19 protein-coding genes are annotated in these 17,554 nt (G+C 71.3%); 17 read left to right on the top strand and 2 right to left on the bottom strand.

Annotated elements, in window-relative coordinates:
* The 16 genes from K6U79_07265 to K6U79_07340 form a co-directional block, all read left to right on the top strand.
* A partial coding sequence (locus K6U79_07265; GenBank protein MCL6522153.1) for a zinc-binding dehydrogenase occupies positions 1 to 516 on the top strand: 516 nt, incomplete at its 5' end.
* 18 nt (positions 517 to 534) lie between these two features.
* Positions 535 to 1,593: an alcohol dehydrogenase catalytic domain-containing protein gene (locus K6U79_07270; GenBank protein MCL6522154.1), complete on the top strand. Its 1,059-nt coding sequence runs from the start codon at positions 535 to 537 to the stop codon at positions 1,591 to 1,593.
* Between the two features lie 15 nt (positions 1,594 to 1,608).
* A complete protein-coding gene (locus K6U79_07275; protein ID MCL6522155.1) occupies positions 1,609 to 2,892 on the top strand; it encodes a 2-oxo acid dehydrogenase subunit E2 in 1,284 nt (427 codons plus the stop codon).
* Positions 2,893 to 2,932: 40 nt separating this feature from the next.
* Positions 2,933 to 3,901 (top strand): thiamine pyrophosphate-dependent dehydrogenase E1 component subunit alpha, encoded by a 969-nt coding sequence (locus tag K6U79_07280; protein ID MCL6522156.1) that lies wholly within the window; start codon positions 2,933 to 2,935, stop codon positions 3,899 to 3,901.
* A 59-nt stretch (positions 3,902 to 3,960) separates the two neighbouring features.
* Entirely contained in the window at positions 3,961 to 4,965 is a 1,005-nt protein-coding gene (locus tag K6U79_07285) for an alpha-ketoacid dehydrogenase subunit beta (GenBank protein ID MCL6522157.1), read from the top strand.
* 141 nt (positions 4,966 to 5,106) lie between these two features.
* The gene (locus K6U79_07290; protein ID MCL6522158.1) at positions 5,107 to 6,372 is read left to right on the top strand and encodes an amino acid ABC transporter substrate-binding protein; all 1,266 of its coding nucleotides are present in this window, start codon (positions 5,107 to 5,109) and stop codon (positions 6,370 to 6,372) included.
* A 137-nt stretch (positions 6,373 to 6,509) separates the two neighbouring features.
* Positions 6,510 to 7,325, top strand: coding sequence for a branched-chain amino acid ABC transporter permease (locus K6U79_07295; protein MCL6522159.1), 816 nt, complete (start codon positions 6,510 to 6,512; stop codon positions 7,323 to 7,325).
* A gap of 5 nt (positions 7,326 to 7,330) precedes the next feature.
* Complete coding sequence (locus K6U79_07300; GenBank protein ID MCL6522160.1) at positions 7,331 to 8,365, top strand: branched-chain amino acid ABC transporter permease; 1,035 nt, start codon at positions 7,331 to 7,333, stop codon at positions 8,363 to 8,365.
* On the top strand, positions 8,362 to 9,093 hold the full coding sequence (locus tag K6U79_07305; protein ID MCL6522161.1) for an ABC transporter ATP-binding protein: 732 nt from the start codon (positions 8,362 to 8,364) through the stop codon (positions 9,091 to 9,093). Before K6U79_07300 ends, K6U79_07305 begins: the two co-directional genes overlap by 4 nt.
* Before the next feature lie 5 nt (positions 9,094 to 9,098).
* On the top strand, positions 9,099 to 9,821 hold the full coding sequence (locus tag K6U79_07310) for an ABC transporter ATP-binding protein (protein ID MCL6522162.1): 723 nt from the start codon (positions 9,099 to 9,101) through the stop codon (positions 9,819 to 9,821).
* Positions 9,822 to 9,938: 117 nt separating this feature from the next.
* The gene (locus K6U79_07315) at positions 9,939 to 10,958 is read left to right on the top strand and encodes a LacI family transcriptional regulator (GenBank protein MCL6522163.1); all 1,020 of its coding nucleotides are present in this window, start codon (positions 9,939 to 9,941) and stop codon (positions 10,956 to 10,958) included.
* A 16-nt stretch (positions 10,959 to 10,974) separates the two neighbouring features.
* A complete protein-coding gene (locus tag K6U79_07320; protein MCL6522164.1) occupies positions 10,975 to 11,391 on the top strand; it encodes a GAF domain-containing protein in 417 nt (138 codons plus the stop codon).
* Between the two features lie 112 nt (positions 11,392 to 11,503).
* Entirely contained in the window at positions 11,504 to 13,267 is a 1,764-nt protein-coding gene (locus K6U79_07325) for a thioredoxin domain-containing protein (GenBank protein ID MCL6522165.1), read from the top strand.
* On the top strand, positions 13,264 to 13,800 hold the full coding sequence (locus K6U79_07330; protein MCL6522166.1) for a hypothetical protein: 537 nt from the start codon (positions 13,264 to 13,266) through the stop codon (positions 13,798 to 13,800). Before K6U79_07325 ends, K6U79_07330 begins: the two co-directional genes overlap by 4 nt.
* An 18-nt stretch (positions 13,801 to 13,818) precedes the next feature.
* A complete protein-coding gene (locus K6U79_07335) occupies positions 13,819 to 14,469 on the top strand; it encodes a cytidylate kinase-like family protein (protein ID MCL6522167.1) in 651 nt (216 codons plus the stop codon).
* A gap of 84 nt (positions 14,470 to 14,553) precedes the next feature.
* Complete coding sequence (locus K6U79_07340; GenBank protein MCL6522168.1) at positions 14,554 to 15,021, top strand: DUF2269 domain-containing protein; 468 nt, start codon at positions 14,554 to 14,556, stop codon at positions 15,019 to 15,021.
* Between the two features lie 16 nt (positions 15,022 to 15,037).
* On the opposite strand, the gene K6U79_07345 is transcribed toward K6U79_07340, so the two are convergent.
* Together K6U79_07345 and K6U79_07350 are read right to left on the bottom strand one after the other, a co-directional pair.
* Entirely contained in the window at positions 15,038 to 15,454 is a 417-nt protein-coding gene (locus K6U79_07345; protein MCL6522169.1) for a hypothetical protein, read from the bottom strand.
* Between the two features lie 103 nt (positions 15,455 to 15,557).
* Positions 15,558 to 16,814 carry an insulinase family protein gene (locus K6U79_07350; protein MCL6522170.1) on the bottom strand — a complete coding sequence of 419 codons (1,257 nt, stop codon included), beginning with the start codon at positions 16,812 to 16,814 and terminating at the stop codon, positions 15,558 to 15,560.
* A gap of 268 nt (positions 16,815 to 17,082) precedes the next feature.
* Between K6U79_07350 and K6U79_07355 the strand changes: the two genes are divergently transcribed.
* Positions 17,083 to 17,554, top strand: a 472-nt coding sequence (locus tag K6U79_07355) for a glutamine synthetase beta-grasp domain-containing protein (protein ID MCL6522171.1), incomplete at its 3' end; no start/stop codon positions are given.

Here is a 17,554-nt window from a genome sequence, read left to right on the forward strand (position 1 = left end):
GCGGTGGTGGGGGCCGGGCCCATGGGCATCCTGGTCGCCCAGAGCGCCCGCGTCATGGGTGCCGCCCAGGTGCTGGTCACCGGCTCCGGCGACCGCCTGGAGCGGTCGCGCCTCTTCGCCGACCAGGTGGTCGACCATCGCCGGCTCGATCCGGTGGCGGAGGTGCGGCGGCTGAGCGACGGGGGCGTCGACGTCGCCATCGATTGTGCGGGCACCGCGGACTCCATCCGCCAGGCGGTGGAGATGACGCGCAAGGGCGGCCGGGTGGTCTTCACCGGCGTGCCGCACGAGGCCGCCGCCCTGCCCATGCAGAAGATCGTGCTCGAGGAGCTGGACCTGCGCGGCGTGCGGGCCAACCGCAACACCATGGAGCGCGTCCTGCCGCTGATGGCCGCGCGCCGCATCGACGTGGCCGGCCTGATCACCCACCGCTTCCCGCTGGAGGAGTTCGCGCGCGCCTATGAGACCTTCCGCGACCGCGTCGACGGGGCGCTGAAGGTGCTGGTCCACCCCTGACGGAGCGAGGCGAGAGCCGTGCTGGCGGTCTGGATCCCGGAACCGGGACGCTTCGAGTTGCGCGACGACCTGCCGGTGCCACAACCGGGCGAGGGATGGGTGCTGGTCCGGGTCACGGCCAGCATGGTCTGCGCCACCGACCGGAAGGTGCTGGAGGGGCGCTTTGCCGGTGTCCGCTACCCGCACATCCCGGGCCACGAGTGGGCCGGGGTGGTGGAGGCGGTGGGACCCGGGGTGGCTTCCTTCCGGCCGGGCGACCGCGTGGGCGCGGAGGTGCACGTGGGCTGCGGGCAGTGCCCGCCCTGCCGCGAGGGGCTCTACAACCTCTGCGAGCACTACGGCGACCCCGCCTGGGGGCACGTGCACGTGGGCTTCACCATCCCCGGCGGGCTGGCCGAGTACGCCGCCGTACCGGAGCGGAGCCTGCACCGGCTGCCCGAGGGGGTGGACGACGAGGCGGGCGCCTTCACCGACAACGTGGGCGTCGCTCTCTGGGCGGTGGAACGGGCCGCTCTGCGGCCGGGGGAGCGCGTGGCCGTGATCGGCCCGGGCGCCATCGGCCTGATCGCCCTGCAGGTGGCGCGGCTGACCGCCGGCCGCGTGGTGCTGGTGGGCACGCGGCCGGAGCGCCTGCGCATGGGGCTGGCGATGGGGGCGGACGCGGTGGTCGATGTCCGCCAGGAAGCCGATCCCGAGGCGGCTGTCCGGCGCGAGCTGGGCGGGCGCGGGGCGGACGCCGCCGTCGAGTTCGCCGGCACCTCCGAGGCCGCGCGGCTGGCCGTCGCCGTCGTCCGCCGCGGCGGGCGCGTGGTGCTGGCGGGGGCGACCGGCGGCGACGCGCGGTTGGAGGTGGAGTTGCCCCGCATCGTCCGCGGGCATCTGGACGTGCTGGGGTCGGTGGCCAACCCGCGCGGCGTCTCGGCGCGGGGTCTGGAGCTCCTGGCGGCCGGTCGGGTCCGCGTGGCGCCGCTGGTCACCCACCGCTTCCCGCTGCGGCGCTTCGCCGAGGCCTGGGAGACCTTCGTCCGGCGGCGCGACGGGGCGATCCGCGTCCTGCTGCAGCCGGGTGCCGCCTGACGGGAGGCGAGGGGGATGGCCGTGGTCCCGCTGACCATGCCGCGCATGGGTCTGACCATGGAGGAAGGCCGGCTTCTCCGCTGGCTCAAGGCGCCGGGCGAGCCGGTGCGGCGCGGCGAGCCGGTGGCGGAGATCGAGACGGACAAGGCGGTGATGGAGGTCGAGGCGCCGCTGGACGGCTTCCTGAGGGCGGTGCTGGTCGGGCCGGAAGAGACGGTCCGGGTGGGGACAAACTTGGCGCTCTTCAGCGAAAGCGCGGCCGAGGAGCTGGCGCCGGCGGTGCCACCCGCTCCGGCTCCGGCGCCGGCGCCTTCCGACGACGGCCCCGCACTCCCCCGGCCGGCCCCCGCCGCCGGCGGGGGGGCGGAGGTGCGAGGCCCGGTCCGCGCCTCGCCGGCGGTCCGTCGCGAGGCGCGCCGGCGGGGCATCGAGCTGGCCGGGATCCGGGGTAGCGGCCCCAGGGGCCGGGTCGTCCTCCGCGACCTGGAGGGCGTCGGGCAGGAGGCGGGCGGGGGCGCGGCGGAGACGCCCCGGGCGCGGCAGGGCGCGGCGGAGGCGCCCGGAGCGGGCGCACCGCGACCGGAGCCGGCCCGGCGCCAGGAGCTCTCGCGCATGCGGCGGGCCGTGGCGCGGAGCATGCTCCGCTCCTGGCGGAGCGCGCCGCAGTTCTCGGTCCGCCGCAGCTTCGACGCCGGCGCCGTCGAGGAGCTGCGCCGGGCGCTCTCCGGCCAGCTGGGGCGGGGGGGCCCGCTGCACCTCAGCCTGACCGACTTCCTGGTCCAGGCGGTGGCGCGGACGCTGCCGGGCTTCCCGGCGCTCAACGCCACCTTCGAGGAAGAGGAAGGGGAGGGCGAGGGCGCACTCCTCCTCCACGAGGAGGTGGCGCTCGGGCTGGCCACGGTGCTGGAGGGGGGCGGGCTCCTGGTGCCGGTCCTCCACCACGCCGAACGCCTCGCGCTGGGCGAGATCGCCCTGGAGAGGGCGCGCCTGGTGGAGGCGGCCCGGTCGGGGCGGCTCCCCCCGGAGGCCCTCTCCGGCGGCACTTTCACCCTCTCCAACCTGGGTCCCTTCGGCGTCGACGATTTCCGCGCCATCTGCAGCCCCGGGGAGACGGCCATCCTGGCGGTGGGCGCGGTCCGGGAGCGGCCGGTGGCGCGCGGTGGCCAGGTGGCGGTCCGGCTGGTGGCGACGCTGACGCTGACCGTCGACCACCGCGCGGCGGACGGGGCGGAGGCGGCGCGCTTCCTGGCGGCGCTGGTGGAGCGGCTGGAGTCGCGGGAGGGCTGGCTGCTCTTCTGAGCCCGCGGCCGCGCGCGGGCGGGGAAGGAGGGAAGGACGAGTGGCGGGCGACTTCGATCCGGCCTGGGTGACGGAGCTCTACCGGTGCATGCTGCGCATCCGCGCCTTCGAGGAGAAGGCGGCGGAGCTCTACCAGAAGGGGGAGCTGCCCGGCTTCCTCCACTCCTCGGTGGGCCAGGAAGCCGTACCGGTGGGCGTCACCGCCTGGCTGGAGCGGGACGACCTGATCACGTCGACACACCGGGGCCACGGCCACATCCTGGCCAAGGGCGCCGACCCGGCCCGCATGTTCCTGGAGCTCTATGGCAGCGAGGAGGGCTACAACCGCGGCAAGGGCGGCTCCATGCACATCATGGACTTCTCCATCGGCGTACTGGGCGCCAATGGAATCGTGGGCGGCGGCGTCCCCATCGCCGTGGGCGCCGCCCTCTCGCTCCAGAACCGCGGCTCGGACCGGGTGGTGGCCTGCTTCTTCGGCGACGGCGCGGTCACCACCGGCGCTTTCCACGAGGGCGTCAACATGGCGGCCATCTGGGACCTGCCCGTGCTCTTCGTCTGCGAGAACAACCAGTACGCCGAGTCGACGCCGCACCGGACGGTGGACCGGGCGCGCGACCTGACCGTCCGCGCCCAGGGCTACGGCATCCCCGGCGAGGTGGTGGACGGCAACGACCTCTTCGCCGTCCTCGAGGCGGCGCGCCGGGCGGTGGAGCGGGCGCGGCGGGGCGGGGGTCCGACGCTGCTGGAGTGCCGCACCTACCGCTGGTACGGCCACTACATCGGCGATCCGGCGGTCTACCGGAGCGAGGAGGAAGTGGCCTCCTGGAAGGCGCGCGACCCGCTCGGGCGAGTGGCCGGCTGGCTCGCGGAGCGGGGCGCGCTGGACGAGGAGGGCGAGGCCCGGCTGCGCGCCGAGGTCCAGGCCGAGATCGAGGCGGCGGCCGCGGCCGGCGCCCGCGGCCGCCGGCCGGCGCCGGAGAGCGCGCTGGAGGACGTCTACGCCGGATGACCAAGCCGCTCGCGGAGGCGGCGGAGGAAGGGGGCGCGGGCAGGGTGCGCGAGCTGACCATGCGCGAGGCGCTGCGCGAGGCGCTGGCGGAGGAGATGGAGCGGGACCCGTCGGTCTTCCTTTTGGGCGAGGACATCGAGGACCCCATGGGCGGCTCCTACAAGGTGACGCTGGGCCTCTCCACCCGGTTCGGGAGGCTGCGGGTGCGGAACGCGCCCATTTCCGAGGCGGCCATCGTCGGCGCGGGGGTGGGGGCGGCGGTCACCGGCTCGCGGCCGGTGGTGGAGGTCATGTACATGGATTTCCTGGAGATCGCCATGGACCAGCTGGTCAGCCAGGCGGCCAAGATCCGCTACATGTCCGGCGGCCAGGTGGCGGTCCCCCTCACCGTCCGCTGCCAAGGCGGCCCCGGCCGCGCGGCGGGCCCCCAGCACTCCCAGCTGCTGGAGGCCTGGTTCGCCCACGTCCCGGGGCTGAAGGTGGTGGTCCCCTCCACGCCGCGCGACGGGAAGGCGCTCCTCAAGGCGGCTATCCGGGATCCCGACCCGGTGCTCTTCTTCGAGCCCAACATCCTCTACAACAGCCGCGGGCCGGTGCCCGATCCGGAGGCCGACGAGGTGGCGCCGCTGGGGAAGGCGGACGTGAAACGGCCCGGCCGCGACGTCACGGTGGTCACCTACGGGGCCATGGTGGCCATGGCGCTGGAGGCGGCCGAGCGCCTCGCCCGCGAGGACGGGGTGGCGGCCGAGGTGATCGACTTGCGCACCGTCAGCCCGTGGGACCGGGAGACGGTGCTGGCTTCCTTCCGGAAGACGCGGGCGCTGGTGGTGGCGCACCAGGCGGTCCGCCAGGGGGGGATGGGTGCGGAGATCGCGGCGACGGTCTACGAAGAGGCGCTGGACGAGGTGGACGTGGAGATCGCCCGCGTCGGGGCGCGCTTCGCGCCCACGCCCTTCGCGCCCGAGCTGGAGCGCTACGTCGTTCCCGGCGCGGAGGAGATCGTGGCGGCGGCGCGGGAGACGCTGGAGCGGGCGGGACGCCTGGGGGCGGCCGTCGGCCGCTGAGACGGAGCGAAGCCGGGCCGGAGCGGTGCCGGGCGGGTGGCTCCTGCGCCGCCGGATTTGCGGAGAACGAAGGCGCGTTGCACGGATCCGTGGAAGAGACGCCCGGAGCCAAGGAGCCGGGTGGCGGAGGAGGCGAGTGGGATGCGGGGTCGCTTCGGACGAAAGGGGGCCCTCCTGGGGGCCGCGGCCTTGATCTTGACGGCGGCCGCCTGCGGGGGCGGGGGAGGGGCCGGGAGCGCCCCCGCGGCCTCCAACGGTGACGGCAGCCCGGCGAAGACGCCCATCCGGATCGGTGTCTCGGTGGCGCTTACAGGCGATTTTTCCGGCGACGGCAAGGCGATTCTGGACGGGTACCAGCTTTGGGCCCGGGACGTCAACGCGCGCGGAGGACTGCTGGGCCGCCCGGTGCAGCTGGTGATCAAGGATGACGCCAGCCAGACACAGCAGGAGTTGACCAACTACCAGACGCTGATCGGCACAGAGCACGTGGACTTGGTCTTCGGCCCCTTCTCTTCGCTACTCACCATTCCGGCCGAATCCGTCGCCAAGCGCTACGGTTACCTCCTGCTCGGACCGGCGGGCGGCGGACCCAAGGTCTTCGAACAGAAGTATGTCGGATACGCTTTTGTCCAGCCCGCCGCCGTAGTGGACAGCCTGGTCAGCTTCGCCGACCTGCTCAAGTCGCTGCCTCCCGCGGAGCGGCCGAAGACCGTGGCCTACGCCACATCCAACGATCCCTTCACGGAGCCGCAACTGGTCCGCCTGAAGCCGCTACTCACGGCCATGGGAGTGCAACAGGTCTACTGGACGGTCTTCCCCGACGAGACGCCGGATTTGCAGGCCGAGGCGCTGGCCGTGGTCAAGTCGAAGGCTGACGTCGTGGTGCTGGGTACGACGTCGGTACCCCAGGTTCAGGCCTTCATCCAGGCGTTCATCCAGCAGAAGTACAACCCCAAGGTCATCCTGGCGACGGGCGGGCCCGACCAGGGCGCCAACTTTGCGAACGCGGTGGGCGTGCAGAACACGGAGGGCATCATGACGGCCTTGGGATGGACGCCCACCGCCGACACCTATCAGAACCAGGAGTTCGTCCAGGAGTACGTCGCCAAGTATGGCGGGAAGCCCAGCGACATCCCCGCGGACGCGGCCCAGGCCTATTCGGTAGGCCAGGTCCTGGAGCAGTTGGTAGGAATCGCCCATTCCCTCAAAAACGCCGACCTGATCAAGGCCTTGCACAGCGGACACGTTATCCAGACGCTGCAGGGGCCGATGACCTGGGATGACGTTGGCGTGCCGCACGGCACGGGCAACAACCTGATCCAGTGGCAGGGTGGGGCGACGAAAATCGTCTGGCCGAAGGCCGACGCCCAGGCCAGCTTCGAATACCCCAAACCCGCTTGGCCGTAAGCGATCGGGCGGGCCGCGCCGCGGCCCGCCCCTGCGTGGCTGCGGCCGCGAGAGTACGGACAGGAAGGAGATCAAGAGTGAGCCTCGTCCTGGGTTCGGCCACGCTCGGCCTCTTCTCGGGGGGCATTTACGCCCTCATGGCGGTCGGGCTGACGCTCAGCTTCGGCGTGCTGGAGGTGGTGAACGTCGCCCAGGGAATGCTGGTCGTGACCGCGGCCTACCTTTCCTTCGCCCTGCAGCGGTACTGGCACGTCGACCCACTGGTCGGGCTCCTGGTGACCACACCGGCCATGTTTCTGCTCGGCTACGGCATCGAATGGGCGTTCCTCCGTCCCCTCAAGCAGGACCGAGTCGCGCTCTCCATCTTAGTTACCTTCGCCGTCGCCCTCGTGCTGGAGGGTATTGCCGGACTCCTCTTCACGGATAACTTCCAGGCGATCCGAGCGTGGTACGTCACCGCCTCCTTTCCACTTTTCGGTACTTACGTGTCGGATATCTATGCCCTCGGTTTCGCATTGGCCGTCGTCCTGCTCGCCGGCGTCTACCTGCTGCTCTACCGGACCAAGTTCGGCGGCGCCCTGCGCGCGACCGTGCAAAACCGTGAAGCCGCTGTGCTGATCGGGATCGACGTAGACCGCGTTTCCACACTTACCTTCGCCTTGGCGACAGCCCTGACGGCGGCGGGCGGGATGCTCTTCGGGGCTACGGAGGCATTCAATGCGAACTCTTCGCTGGATCTGATCTCACGACTGCTGATGATCGTCATCATCGGAGGCATGGGCAGCATGGCCGGGGCTCTGGTCGCCTCTCTTCTCATGCTAATCTCGGAGGACGTGGTGGCCGTGCTGTGGACGCCTCAGTGGTCCACTTTCGTCTTTTTCGTCATCACCGTTCTGGTGATGCTGCTGCGGCCTCAAGGCCTCTTCGGACTGCCCCCGGGGAGGAAGGTGTGAACGGGGTGAAAGGACGGCTTCGGTTTTCTCCCCTGATATGGGTCGCGGCGCTCCTGCTCGCTCTCATGCTGCCGGCCGTCGCGCGCGACGCGCAGTTCGAGACGATCGCCTTCTACACCTACCTGTACGTCACCATGGCCACGGCCTGGAACATCATCGGCGGTTACGCCGGTTACATCTCCCTGGGTCACGCGGCCTTCTTCGGCCTGGGCGCCTACACCATCGCCCTGCTTGCGGCGAGTCTGCACCTCGCGGGCGGCTACGGGCTGATCGCCGCCACCCTGGCGGGCGGTCTCGTGGCGGGACTGGCGGCCGTACCCATGGGCGTTGTGGCGCTCCGCCTTCGCAGCATGCACAGTTTCGTCATCGTCACCATCGCCTATCTGTTCATGTTCCAGCTCTTGGCTTACAACCTTATCCGGACGACCGGAGGTTCCCAGGGTATCGGGATACCACAACCGTCATGGGATCCCACGTTCTTCAACATTCCCTTCTATTTCGCGGCCCTGTTGCTTGGGACGTTGACTATTCTGCTCTCGGCATGGGTGCGAAACTCTCGCTTCGGGCTCGGACTCCTGGCCATCCGGGACGACGAGGACAAGGCGGCCGGGGTGGGCGTGGAGACCTGGACGTACAAGTTCACCGCCTACGTGCTCTCCGCCGTACCGGTGGGAGTGGCAGGTGCGCTCTACGCCTGCTACGCGAGTTTCATCTACCCGCAGACGGTCTTCGACCCGCTCATCGACCTCTCCATCGTGCTGTCGGCCTTCTTCGGCGGAATGGGCACGCTGGCGGGTCCCGTCCTGGGTGCCGTGGTACTCCAACCGGCACAGCAGCTGCTGACCTATTACACGGGAGCGGCGGGGTGGGACCTGGTTCTCTTCGGCGCGCTCTTCCTGGCGGTCATCCTGATCCTTCCCGCCGGGGTGGTGCCCACGCTTCGCCAGCGGCTGGAGGGATCGCGCCTGGAAGGGGCGACCGGAGAGGTGGACCAGGAGAGATTGCCGGTCTCGCGCGTGGCGGGTGGTGGTGAGGCATGAGCTTTCTGGCGGTGGAAGCGGTTCGAAAGAGGTTCGGCGGTGTGGAGGCGCTTGCCGGGTGCAGCCTGGACATCGAAGAAGGCTCGGTCACCGGCATCATCGGGCCCAACGGTTCGGGCAAGACGACGCTCTTCAACGTCATCAGCGGCTTCGTGCCACCCGATTCGGGCGTAGTCCGGCTGCGGGACAGGGCGATCCACGGCCTGCCGCCGGAGCAGATCTACGGCCTGGGGCTTGGACGAACCTTCCAGCAGGTGCGGATCTTTCCGCGCCTCAGCGTGCTGGAAAACGTGCTCGTAGCCTCGGCCCGGTGCTCGTTGGCGCGGGCCATGTTTCAGCGGACAGGGGGCCGCGAGAGGGAGCGGTCGCTGGCTCTGCTTCACTTCCTGGGGATCGACGGCCTGCGTGACGCACCCGCAGGCTCCCTCTCCTTCGGACAGAAGAAATTGCTGGAGATCGCCACCATCCTGGTGGGTGAGCCTCGGGTGATCCTGCTCGACGAGCCTGCCGGCGGTGTCAATCCCACCATGGCTGCCCAGCTGGCGGGCAGGATACGGGCGCTCAACCGGCAGGGTGTTGCCTTCCTGATCGTGGAGCACAACATGGAGTTTGTCATGGGCCTCTGCGATCGAATCGTGGTCATGGCGCGAGGCAGGGTGATCGCCGAGGGGCGACCGGAAGAGGTGCGCGCCAATCCCGAGGTACTGGAGGCGTATCTGGGAAGTTGAACGAGATTCTTAGGCTGGACGACGTCTACGCGGGCTACGGAGGCGGGGACATCCTGCGCGGGGTTGATCTGACGCTGGAGGCGGGCACCGTCACCTGTGTGATCGGGCCGAACGGCGCAGGGAAGTCCACCCTGCTCCGCACCATCAGCGGAGTGCTCCGCCCGCGACGGGGCCAGATCTGCTTCCTGGGTTCCCCCATCGGTCGGCGCACCCCGCGGGAGATCCTGGAGCTCGGCATCGTGCAGGTGCCCCAGAACCGAAGCCTCTTCCCGCAAATGACGGTCGAGGAGAACGTGCGACTTGGCGCCTACATCCTCCGCGACCGCGCCGCCGTGGAGAGGCGTTTCCAAGAGGTGGCGGAGATCTTTCCGATCATCCGGGAACGTGCGAGAGACCGGGCGGGTTCCCTCTCGGGCGGCCAGCAGAAACTTGTGGAATTTGCACGTTGCTTGATGCTGGATCCGAAGCTGATTCTTCTGGACGAACCCTCCATGGGACTGGAACCGCGGATCCTGGGCAAGGTGCTGGACACCGTGGAACTGCTCTGCCGTTCGGGGCGGATCGTCCTCCTGGTCGAGCAGAACGCCCGCCAGGCGTTGGAGGTCAGCCACCGCGGTATCGTCATGGAGTCGGGGCGCGTGCTTCTGGACGAGAGCGCCGACCGCGTTCTTCACAACCCCAGGATCTCCGAACTCTACCTGGGAGGCGGTGTCGCCGGGGCCGGCTGAGCGGCGAGGGCGGCGGGCGCCGCGGGTGCGTTCGTCGGCGCTTCGGGTGGCGCGCGTCGGAGGCGGCGGCCGGGGCTAGAATGGCCCAGGAGCAGGAAGGGAGGCGGCAGCGAGCCCATGCCCAAGCGCCCGGTGACGGTCCGCGACGTGGCGGCCCGCGCCCAAGTCGACCCCTCCACGGTCTCCCGCGTGCTGGCGGGCAAGCCCGCGCGCAGCGAGACGCGCCAGCGGGTCCTCCAGGCGGCCGCGGAGCTGGGCTATTCGCCCAACGCCATCGCCCGCAGCCTGCGCCTGCGCCACGCCTTCAGCGTGGGCGTGCTGGTGCCGGACATCACCAACCCCTTCTTCGCCGAGGTGATCGACGGAGCGCAGGCGGAGGCGGAGCAGCACGGGTACTTCCTGCTGCTGATGAACACCCGCGAGGACATGGAGACCGCCCAGGCCTACCTGCGCGTGCTGGAGGAGAGCCGGGTGGACGGCCTGATGCTGGCCACCGCCCTGACCCAGGACCGTCTCATCGAGGAGCTGCGCCGGAAGCAGGTGCCCTTCGTGCTGGTCAACCGCCGCACCGAGGAGGAGGGCGACCACTACGTCATCGTGGACGGCCAGAAGGGGGCCTACATGGCGGTCGAACACCTCGTACGGCTGGGCCACCGCCGCATCGCCCACATCTCCGGGCCGCTCTACACCAACACGGCGCTCGACCGCCTGCAGGGCTATCGGCTGGCGTTGCGCGAATTCGGTCTCGACTTCGCCGAGGAGTACGTGGCGGAGGCCCACTTCCAGCAGGCCAGCGGGCGGCGCGCCATGGAGCGGCTCCTGCAGCTCCGGCCCCGTCCCACGGCCGTCTTCTGCGCCAACGACCTGATCGCGCTGGGCGCCCTCTCCGCCTGCCACGAGGCCGGGCTGCACGTCCCCGGAGACGTCTCGCTGGTGGGCTTCAACGACATCGAGCTCGCCTCACAGATCAGCCCGCCGCTGACGACCGTCGCCGCCTGGCCGCGGCGCATGGGCGCCGAGGCCGCGCGCATGCTGATCGAGCGCATCGAGGGAGGAAGCCCTTCCCGCCACCACCTCGTCCTCGAACCCCGGCTGGTGGTGCGCGGCTCCACCGGGCCGGTGCCGGTGGAGGCGTAGCCCCTACTACGGACGGCTGGTCGAGGCCGCCGCGGCGCTCCGGCTCGGCCGCCTCAACTGGGCGGGCTTCGACCTCCTTCGCCCGGCGGGCGACGAGCTGGTGCTCGGGCCTTTCCAGGGGAAGCCGGCCTGCGTCCGCATCCGCGTGGGGCAGGGGGTCTGCGGCACCGCTCTGGCGCGGCGGGAGACGCTGGTGGTGGAGGACGTCCGGCGCTTCCCCGGGCACATCGCCTGCGACCCCGCCTCGCGCTCGGAGCGGGTGGTGCCGCTCTTCACCGGCGACGGTGAGCCGTGCGGCGTGCTCGACCTCGACAGCCCGGTCGCCGGGTGGTTCGACCGCACCGACGCCGAGGGGCTGGAAGGCTTCGCACGCCTGCTCGAGCGCCGCGTCGACTGGGCGGCCGCCCTCGCCGCCCTGCGCGGCTCGCCGTAGCCGCCGCCGCGACCGGCCCGGGGCCGTGCGGGCAGGGAGGCGGTGTATTCTTACTAGAGCAACTAGCTGAAACCGGTCCGCGAAGGCGTACCGGCTCAGGGGGGAGCCGGCCGTGACCCAGCGTCCGCCCAACCGCCTGATCCGCGAGGCCTCGCCCTACCTCCAGCAGCACGCCCACGATTCCGTCGACTGGTATCCCTGGGGCGAGGAGGCCTTCGCCCGGGCGCGGGCCGAGTCGCGGCCCATCCTGCTCAGCATCGGCTACTCCGCCTGCCACTGGTGCCACGTGATGGAGCGCGAGTCCTTCCAGGACGAGGCCATCGCCGCCCTCATGAACCGCCACTTCGTCTGCGTCAAGGTGGACCGCGAGGAACGGCCGGAGGTGGACCGCTACTACCAGACCGCCTGCCAGCTGGCCACCGGGCGCGGGGGCTGGCCGTTGACGGTCTGGCTCCTCCCCGACGGCCGCCCCTTCCACGCCGGCACCTACTTCCCGCCCGCCGACCGGCACGGGCTGCCCGGCTTCCCGCGCGTCCTCCAGGCGGTCGCCGACGCCTGGCTGCACCGCCGCGAGGAGGTGGAGCGGGCGGCGGAGGCCTGGACGCGGGCGACGGCGGAGGTGCTGGCGGGGCCGCTGGCCCAGCTGGTGGCCGGCGACGAGGAGCTCTCCACGCCGGAGACGGTGGCGCTGCGGCTCGCGGAGGAAGCCGACCCGGTCCACGGCGGCCTCGGCCGCGCCCCCAAGTTTCCGCGCGCCCCCGAGCTGGAGCTGCTGCTGCGCGCCGGCCTGCGGCGCCCCGAGCTCCTGGAGACCGTGGAGGCGGCGCTCCGCGCCATGGCGCGCGGCGGCGTCCACGACCAGCTGGGGGGCGGCTTCCACCGCTACGCCGTCGACGCGGCCTGGCGCGTTCCGCACTTCGAGAAGATGCTCTATGACAACGCGCTGCTCGCCCCGCTCTACCTGGCCGCCTGGCAGGTGGAGGGCGAGCCCTGGATGCTGGCCGTGGCCCGTCGCACGCTGGGCTGGGCGCTGCGCGAGATGCGCCATCCAGGCGGTGCCTTCTTCACCTCGCAGGACGCCGACGCGGAGGGCGAGGAAGGCCGCTACTACCTCTGGACCGCGGAGGAGGTGCGCGCGCTCCTGGGCGAGCGCGACGGCGAGCTCCTCTGCCGCCACCTGGGGATCGGAGCGGAGGGGGGCCGCGTCGGCGGGGCAAGCCAGCCCTTCCTGGCCGCCGGGGCGGCGGAGCTGGCGGCAGAGAGCGGCGCCGAGCCGGCGGCGGTGGAGGCGCGGCTCCGCCGCGGCTGCCGCCGCCTCTTCCGGGCGCGGCTCCGCCGCCCGCGCCCCGCGCGGGACGAGAAGGTGCTGGCCGGCTGGAACGGCCTCATGATCCGCGCCCTGGCGCTGGCCGCCCGCGCCCTCGAGGAGAGGCGGTACGCGCGGGCGGCGGAGCGGGCGGCCGCCTTCGTGCTGGAGCGGTTGGCGCCCGGCGGGGAGGCCGCGGAGGGGCTGGCGCCCGCCGGGCCGGCGGCGCCGCTCCTCCTCTTCCGCCGCTGGCGGGAGGGCTTCGGCGCCGACCTGGCCGGCACGCTGGAGGACGTGGCCTTCCTGGCGGACGGCCTGCTGGAGCTCTATCCCGTGGCCTTCGACCGGCGCTGGCTGCGGGCGGCGGAGCGGTTGGGCCGGGAGCTGGTGGAGCGCTTCTGGACGGAGGAGATGGGCTTCGTGCTGGCGGAAGGCGGCCCGGCCGGGCCGGAGGGGCCGGGCGGTCCGCCGGCGGCCCCCGCGCCCGTGGCCGCCGGGGCGGCCGAGGCGCCGCCCACGCCCGCCGCCGTGGCCATCCCCGGCCGCCGCACCCTCGAGGCGGCATCATGAGGATCCTCCGCGGCGCTGGCGCCGCCATGCTCAGCCTCGCCGCCGCTGCCGCCATGGCCCTCGCAGCCTGCGGCGGCGATGACAGCGCTGACCCGACACCCACGCCCGGCAGCACCGAGACCCCGGCCGCTGCCTCGCCCACCGCCGCAACCCCGGGCGCGTCGCCCACACCAGCGGCAACCGCCCCGGCAGCCACCCCGACACCGGTCGTCCTTACGCCCACCTTCACCTGCACCAACCCTATCGCACCCCTCCAGGCCCGCCTCAACCGCGGCCAGCAGGTCGAACTCCAGGGCCGCGTCTTCGGCGTCATGGACCGCAACGGCGATGCCGTCCTCGCCGTCGGCGCGCCGCTCGATGCCCTCCTCCGCGTCGAGGTCGTCGTCCCCTCCGGCAGCCGTCAGAACTTCCCGGCCGACCCGCTCGTCGGCTTCGCCGGCCGCGACGTCTGTGTTCGCGGCACTGTCGAGGAAATCGGCGGCGTTCTCACCATCGCCGCCACCAGCCCCGGCGAACTCACCGTCGTCCAGTAACCGGAAGGAGCGCCGCAGATGACCGTCTCCGCGATCACCATTGCCCGCCAGGTCGGCACCGGCGGCGAGGACATCGCCGCCATCGTCGCCGGGCAGCTCGGCTACCGCCTCCTCGACTACCGCATCGTTCAGGAAGCCGCGCTCGAAGCCGGCGTCTCCCCCGAGACCATCGCAGAAGCCGAGCGCCGCCCTTCCTTCCTCGCCCGCATCATCGAGGCGCTCGCCCGCACACCCGGCGCCGGCGCAGCACAGTGGGGCGAGCCGCTCAACATCGACGCCACCCCCATCCTCACCTCCGCCGACTACCGCCAGCTCATCCAGGATGTCGTCGAAGACTTCGCGAATCACGGCCGCGTCGTTTTCCTTGGCCACGGTGCCCAGTTCATGCTCCGCGCCCGCCCCGACGTCTTCCGCGTTTTCATCGCCGGCAGCGAGGCCGCGCGCGTCCGCCGCCTCATGGCCCAGGCGCAGCTCGACGAAACCGCCGCCCGCGACCTCGTCCAGCGCACCGACCGCGAGCGCATTGCCTACTTCCGCGAATACTTCGGGGCCGATTGGCTCGACCCCGCCAGCTACGACCTCACCGTCTCCACCGACCGGCTCGCGCCGGGAGCCGCAGCCAGCGTCATCCTCTCCGCGCTCGAGCTGCGGCACCCCGTCGCCGCCTGAACGCTCGACCCAGTCGCTGGCTGTGCCTAGTCTGGGGTGCGAAGCCCGCCGCTTCGCACCCCAGCTGCTGCTCCGGAGGCCCCCTTGGACTGGTGGCGCATCGTCCACGTCCTCTCTCTCATCTGGCTCGGCGCCGGCCTGGGCGCCACCTACCCCCTCATCCTCCGCGCCTGGGCAAGCAGGGACCTCCGCTACCGCGCCACCCTCCTCATCGAAGCCGCCAACAACGAAACCCGGGTGCTCCTCCCCGGCGCCATGGCCAGCGGCATCACCGGCTTCTTCTGGGCCGTCGCCGCCGAGTACAACTTCATCAAGGACGCCTGGCTCGGCATCCTCACCCTGCTCTACATCTTCTTCTACTTCGTTTGTCTGCCCCTGCTCGGCTTCGGCCTGCGGCGGGCCAGGCTCGCCGCCCTCATCGCCCAGAAGAAGGGCGAAGAAACCGACGAACTCCGCCAGGTCCTCGAAGACCGCGTGCCCATCGTCTTCGGCACCATCCTCGTCCTGAGCGTCCCCCTCCTCGCCTGGCTCGCCGTCTTCAAGCCGTTCTAACCGTCCCGCGCCCCGGTCAGAACAGCAGCGGCTCCCCGCCCGCCCGGGCCGCACCCGGGTCGCATGCCGGGCTCCGCTCCACCCACCGCAGCAGGTCGACCGGGTCGAACGGCCCGATCGCGTCTGCCTCGCCCGGTGCGAACAGCACCGGCCGCCGGTTCGCATCGCCCGGCGGCAGCGCCGTCAGCTCCGCCCGGTACACGAGCGCCAGCTCCCAGCCGTCGGCATCGAACGGAAAGCTGAGCACATCGGCAACTTCGAGCGCCGAAATCGCCCCGTCGCACCAGTCATCCGCCAGCGCCGCCGCCGTCTCGTACGGGTTCGCCCCATACTCCATCACCGTCCACGGCAGCCATTTCCCCCGTACCCCCGGCGCCGTCACGTCGAATACCGTCAGCCGGCCCGCAAACACCGGCACGAGGTACACCGCCACGTGTGCGCCGCCCGGCGTAAAACCCGCCTGCGGCCGTCCGAAATACGCCTGGCGCATACCGCGATTCTCCGCCCGGCCGGCCCGCCTGTCGAACCCGCGTGCCTCAGGCGAGGATCCCCGCGAACGTCCCCTCGTCGACCGGCCCGACCGCGGCAAGCACCGCCTTCCCCGGGTCCAGCACCTCCCGCCCCACCTCCAGCAGCTCGTCCAGCGTCACGGCATCGAACCGCGCCACCACCTCGTCCACCGTCAGCACCTTCCCGCGCAGCAGCTCCTGCGACCCCAGCCACCCCGCCACCGAACGGGTGTCCTCCATCCGCAGCTGGATCCGCCCCTTCGCCATCTCTTTCGCCTTCTGCAGCTCCGCCGGCGGCACCCCCTTGAGCAGCTTCACCGTCTCCTCAATCGTCGCCTCCGCCGTCACCCGCGCGTTCTCCGGGTCGCACCCCGCGTAAATCGTCAGCGAACCGGCATCCCGGAACTCGCTCGTATAGCTGTGGATGTCGTACACCAGCGCCCGCTCCTCCCGCAGCTCGAGGAAGAGCCGGCTCGACATCCCCTCGCCGAGGAGCATGTTCAACAGGCTCACCGTAAAGCGCCGGTCGCTGTCCAGCGGCACGCTCGGGAAGGCGAAGCAGAGGTGTGCCTGCTCCGTCGCCTTCTCCCGCACCCGCACCCGCGGCGCCCCGTTCCGCGGCATGGCCGGGTACCACGGCCCCGGCTCCGCCGGCGCAACGCCCCCCAGCCACCGCTCGGCCGCCGCGACCACCTCCTCGTGGCGGACATTGCCGGCCACCGCGAGCACCATGTTGCCGGGCACGTACTGCTTCCGGAAGTACCGCACCACCGCCTCCAGCGGCAGCGCCTTCACGCTCTCTGGCGTCCCCCCGATCTCCCGCCCCAGCGGCTGCGCCGGCCAGAGCGTCTCATCGACAAGGATCGCGCTCAGCTCCGCCGGGCTGTCCTCCACCCCCGCCAGCTCCTCGAGGATCACCGCCCGCTCCTTCTCCAGCTCGGCCGGGTCCATCACCGGCTCCGTCACCATGTCCGCGAGGATGTCGATCACCGTCAGCGCAGCCGTATGCGGCACCTTCGCGTAGTACAGCGTCGCCTCCCGGTCCGTCGCCGCATTGTGGACCCCGCCGACCGACTCGATCGCCTCCGAAATCTCCCGCGCCGTCGGCCGCCGCGATGCCCCCTTGAACAGCATGTGCTCGAGGAAGTGAGAAAGCCCCGCCTCCTCGTCGCGCTCATACCGGCTGCCCGCGCCAACGTATACGCTCACCGTCGCCGAGCGCGTGTGCGGCAGCTCCGCCGTCACCACGCGCAGGCCGTTTTCGAGAACCGTTCGCTGATGCATCGACACTCCCGTGCCCGCCCGGGCACCAGCCCCGATCCTACGCGCCGCCTCCGCTTGCCGCGAACCGCCCGCGAAACCTGTTCGTAACACCGGCGCAATTCGCACGAAACCGCCGCGGCCTACCCTGCATCCGACACACAGGGCGCTCCGGGAGCCAGCCCGCCGCCGAAACACAAGCTTCATACGGCAGCCCCTGCGCTGCGCGTGGCCGTAATCGGCGCCTGGGCGACAATCGGGAGGCCCGCCCACCACCACCCAGAGGAGTGCGATGACCCCCGAAGAGATCAAAGCCTACTGCGAGCAGAACGGCGTCCGCTTCGTCGACGTCAAATTCGTCGACCTGTTCGGCCAGTGGCAGCACATCACCCGCCCCATCCGCGAGCTGAACGACTGGACCGACTACAACCGCTCACCCTGGCGGAACGGCTACGGCTTCGACGGCTCCTCCATCCGCGGCTTCCAGAAGATCGAGGAGTCCGACATGCTCCTCATCCCCGATCCGGAAACCGCCTTCATCGACCCCTTCATCGAAACCCCCACCCTCTCGGTCATCGCCAACGTCGAAGACCCGGTCACCCGCCAGCCCTACAGCCGCGATGCCCGTTACATCGCCCGGAAGGCCGAGCAGTACCTCCGCGAAACCGGCGTCGGCGACAAGGTCTACATCGGCCCCGAACTCGAGTTCTTCATCTTCGATGAGGTCCGCTTCTCCAACCAGATGCACACCGCCTCCTACCTTG

The organism is Bacillota bacterium, assembly GCA_023511835.1.
Taxonomy (GTDB): Bacteria; Bacillota; Sulfobacillia; order JAIMAT01; family JAIMAT01; genus JAIMAT01.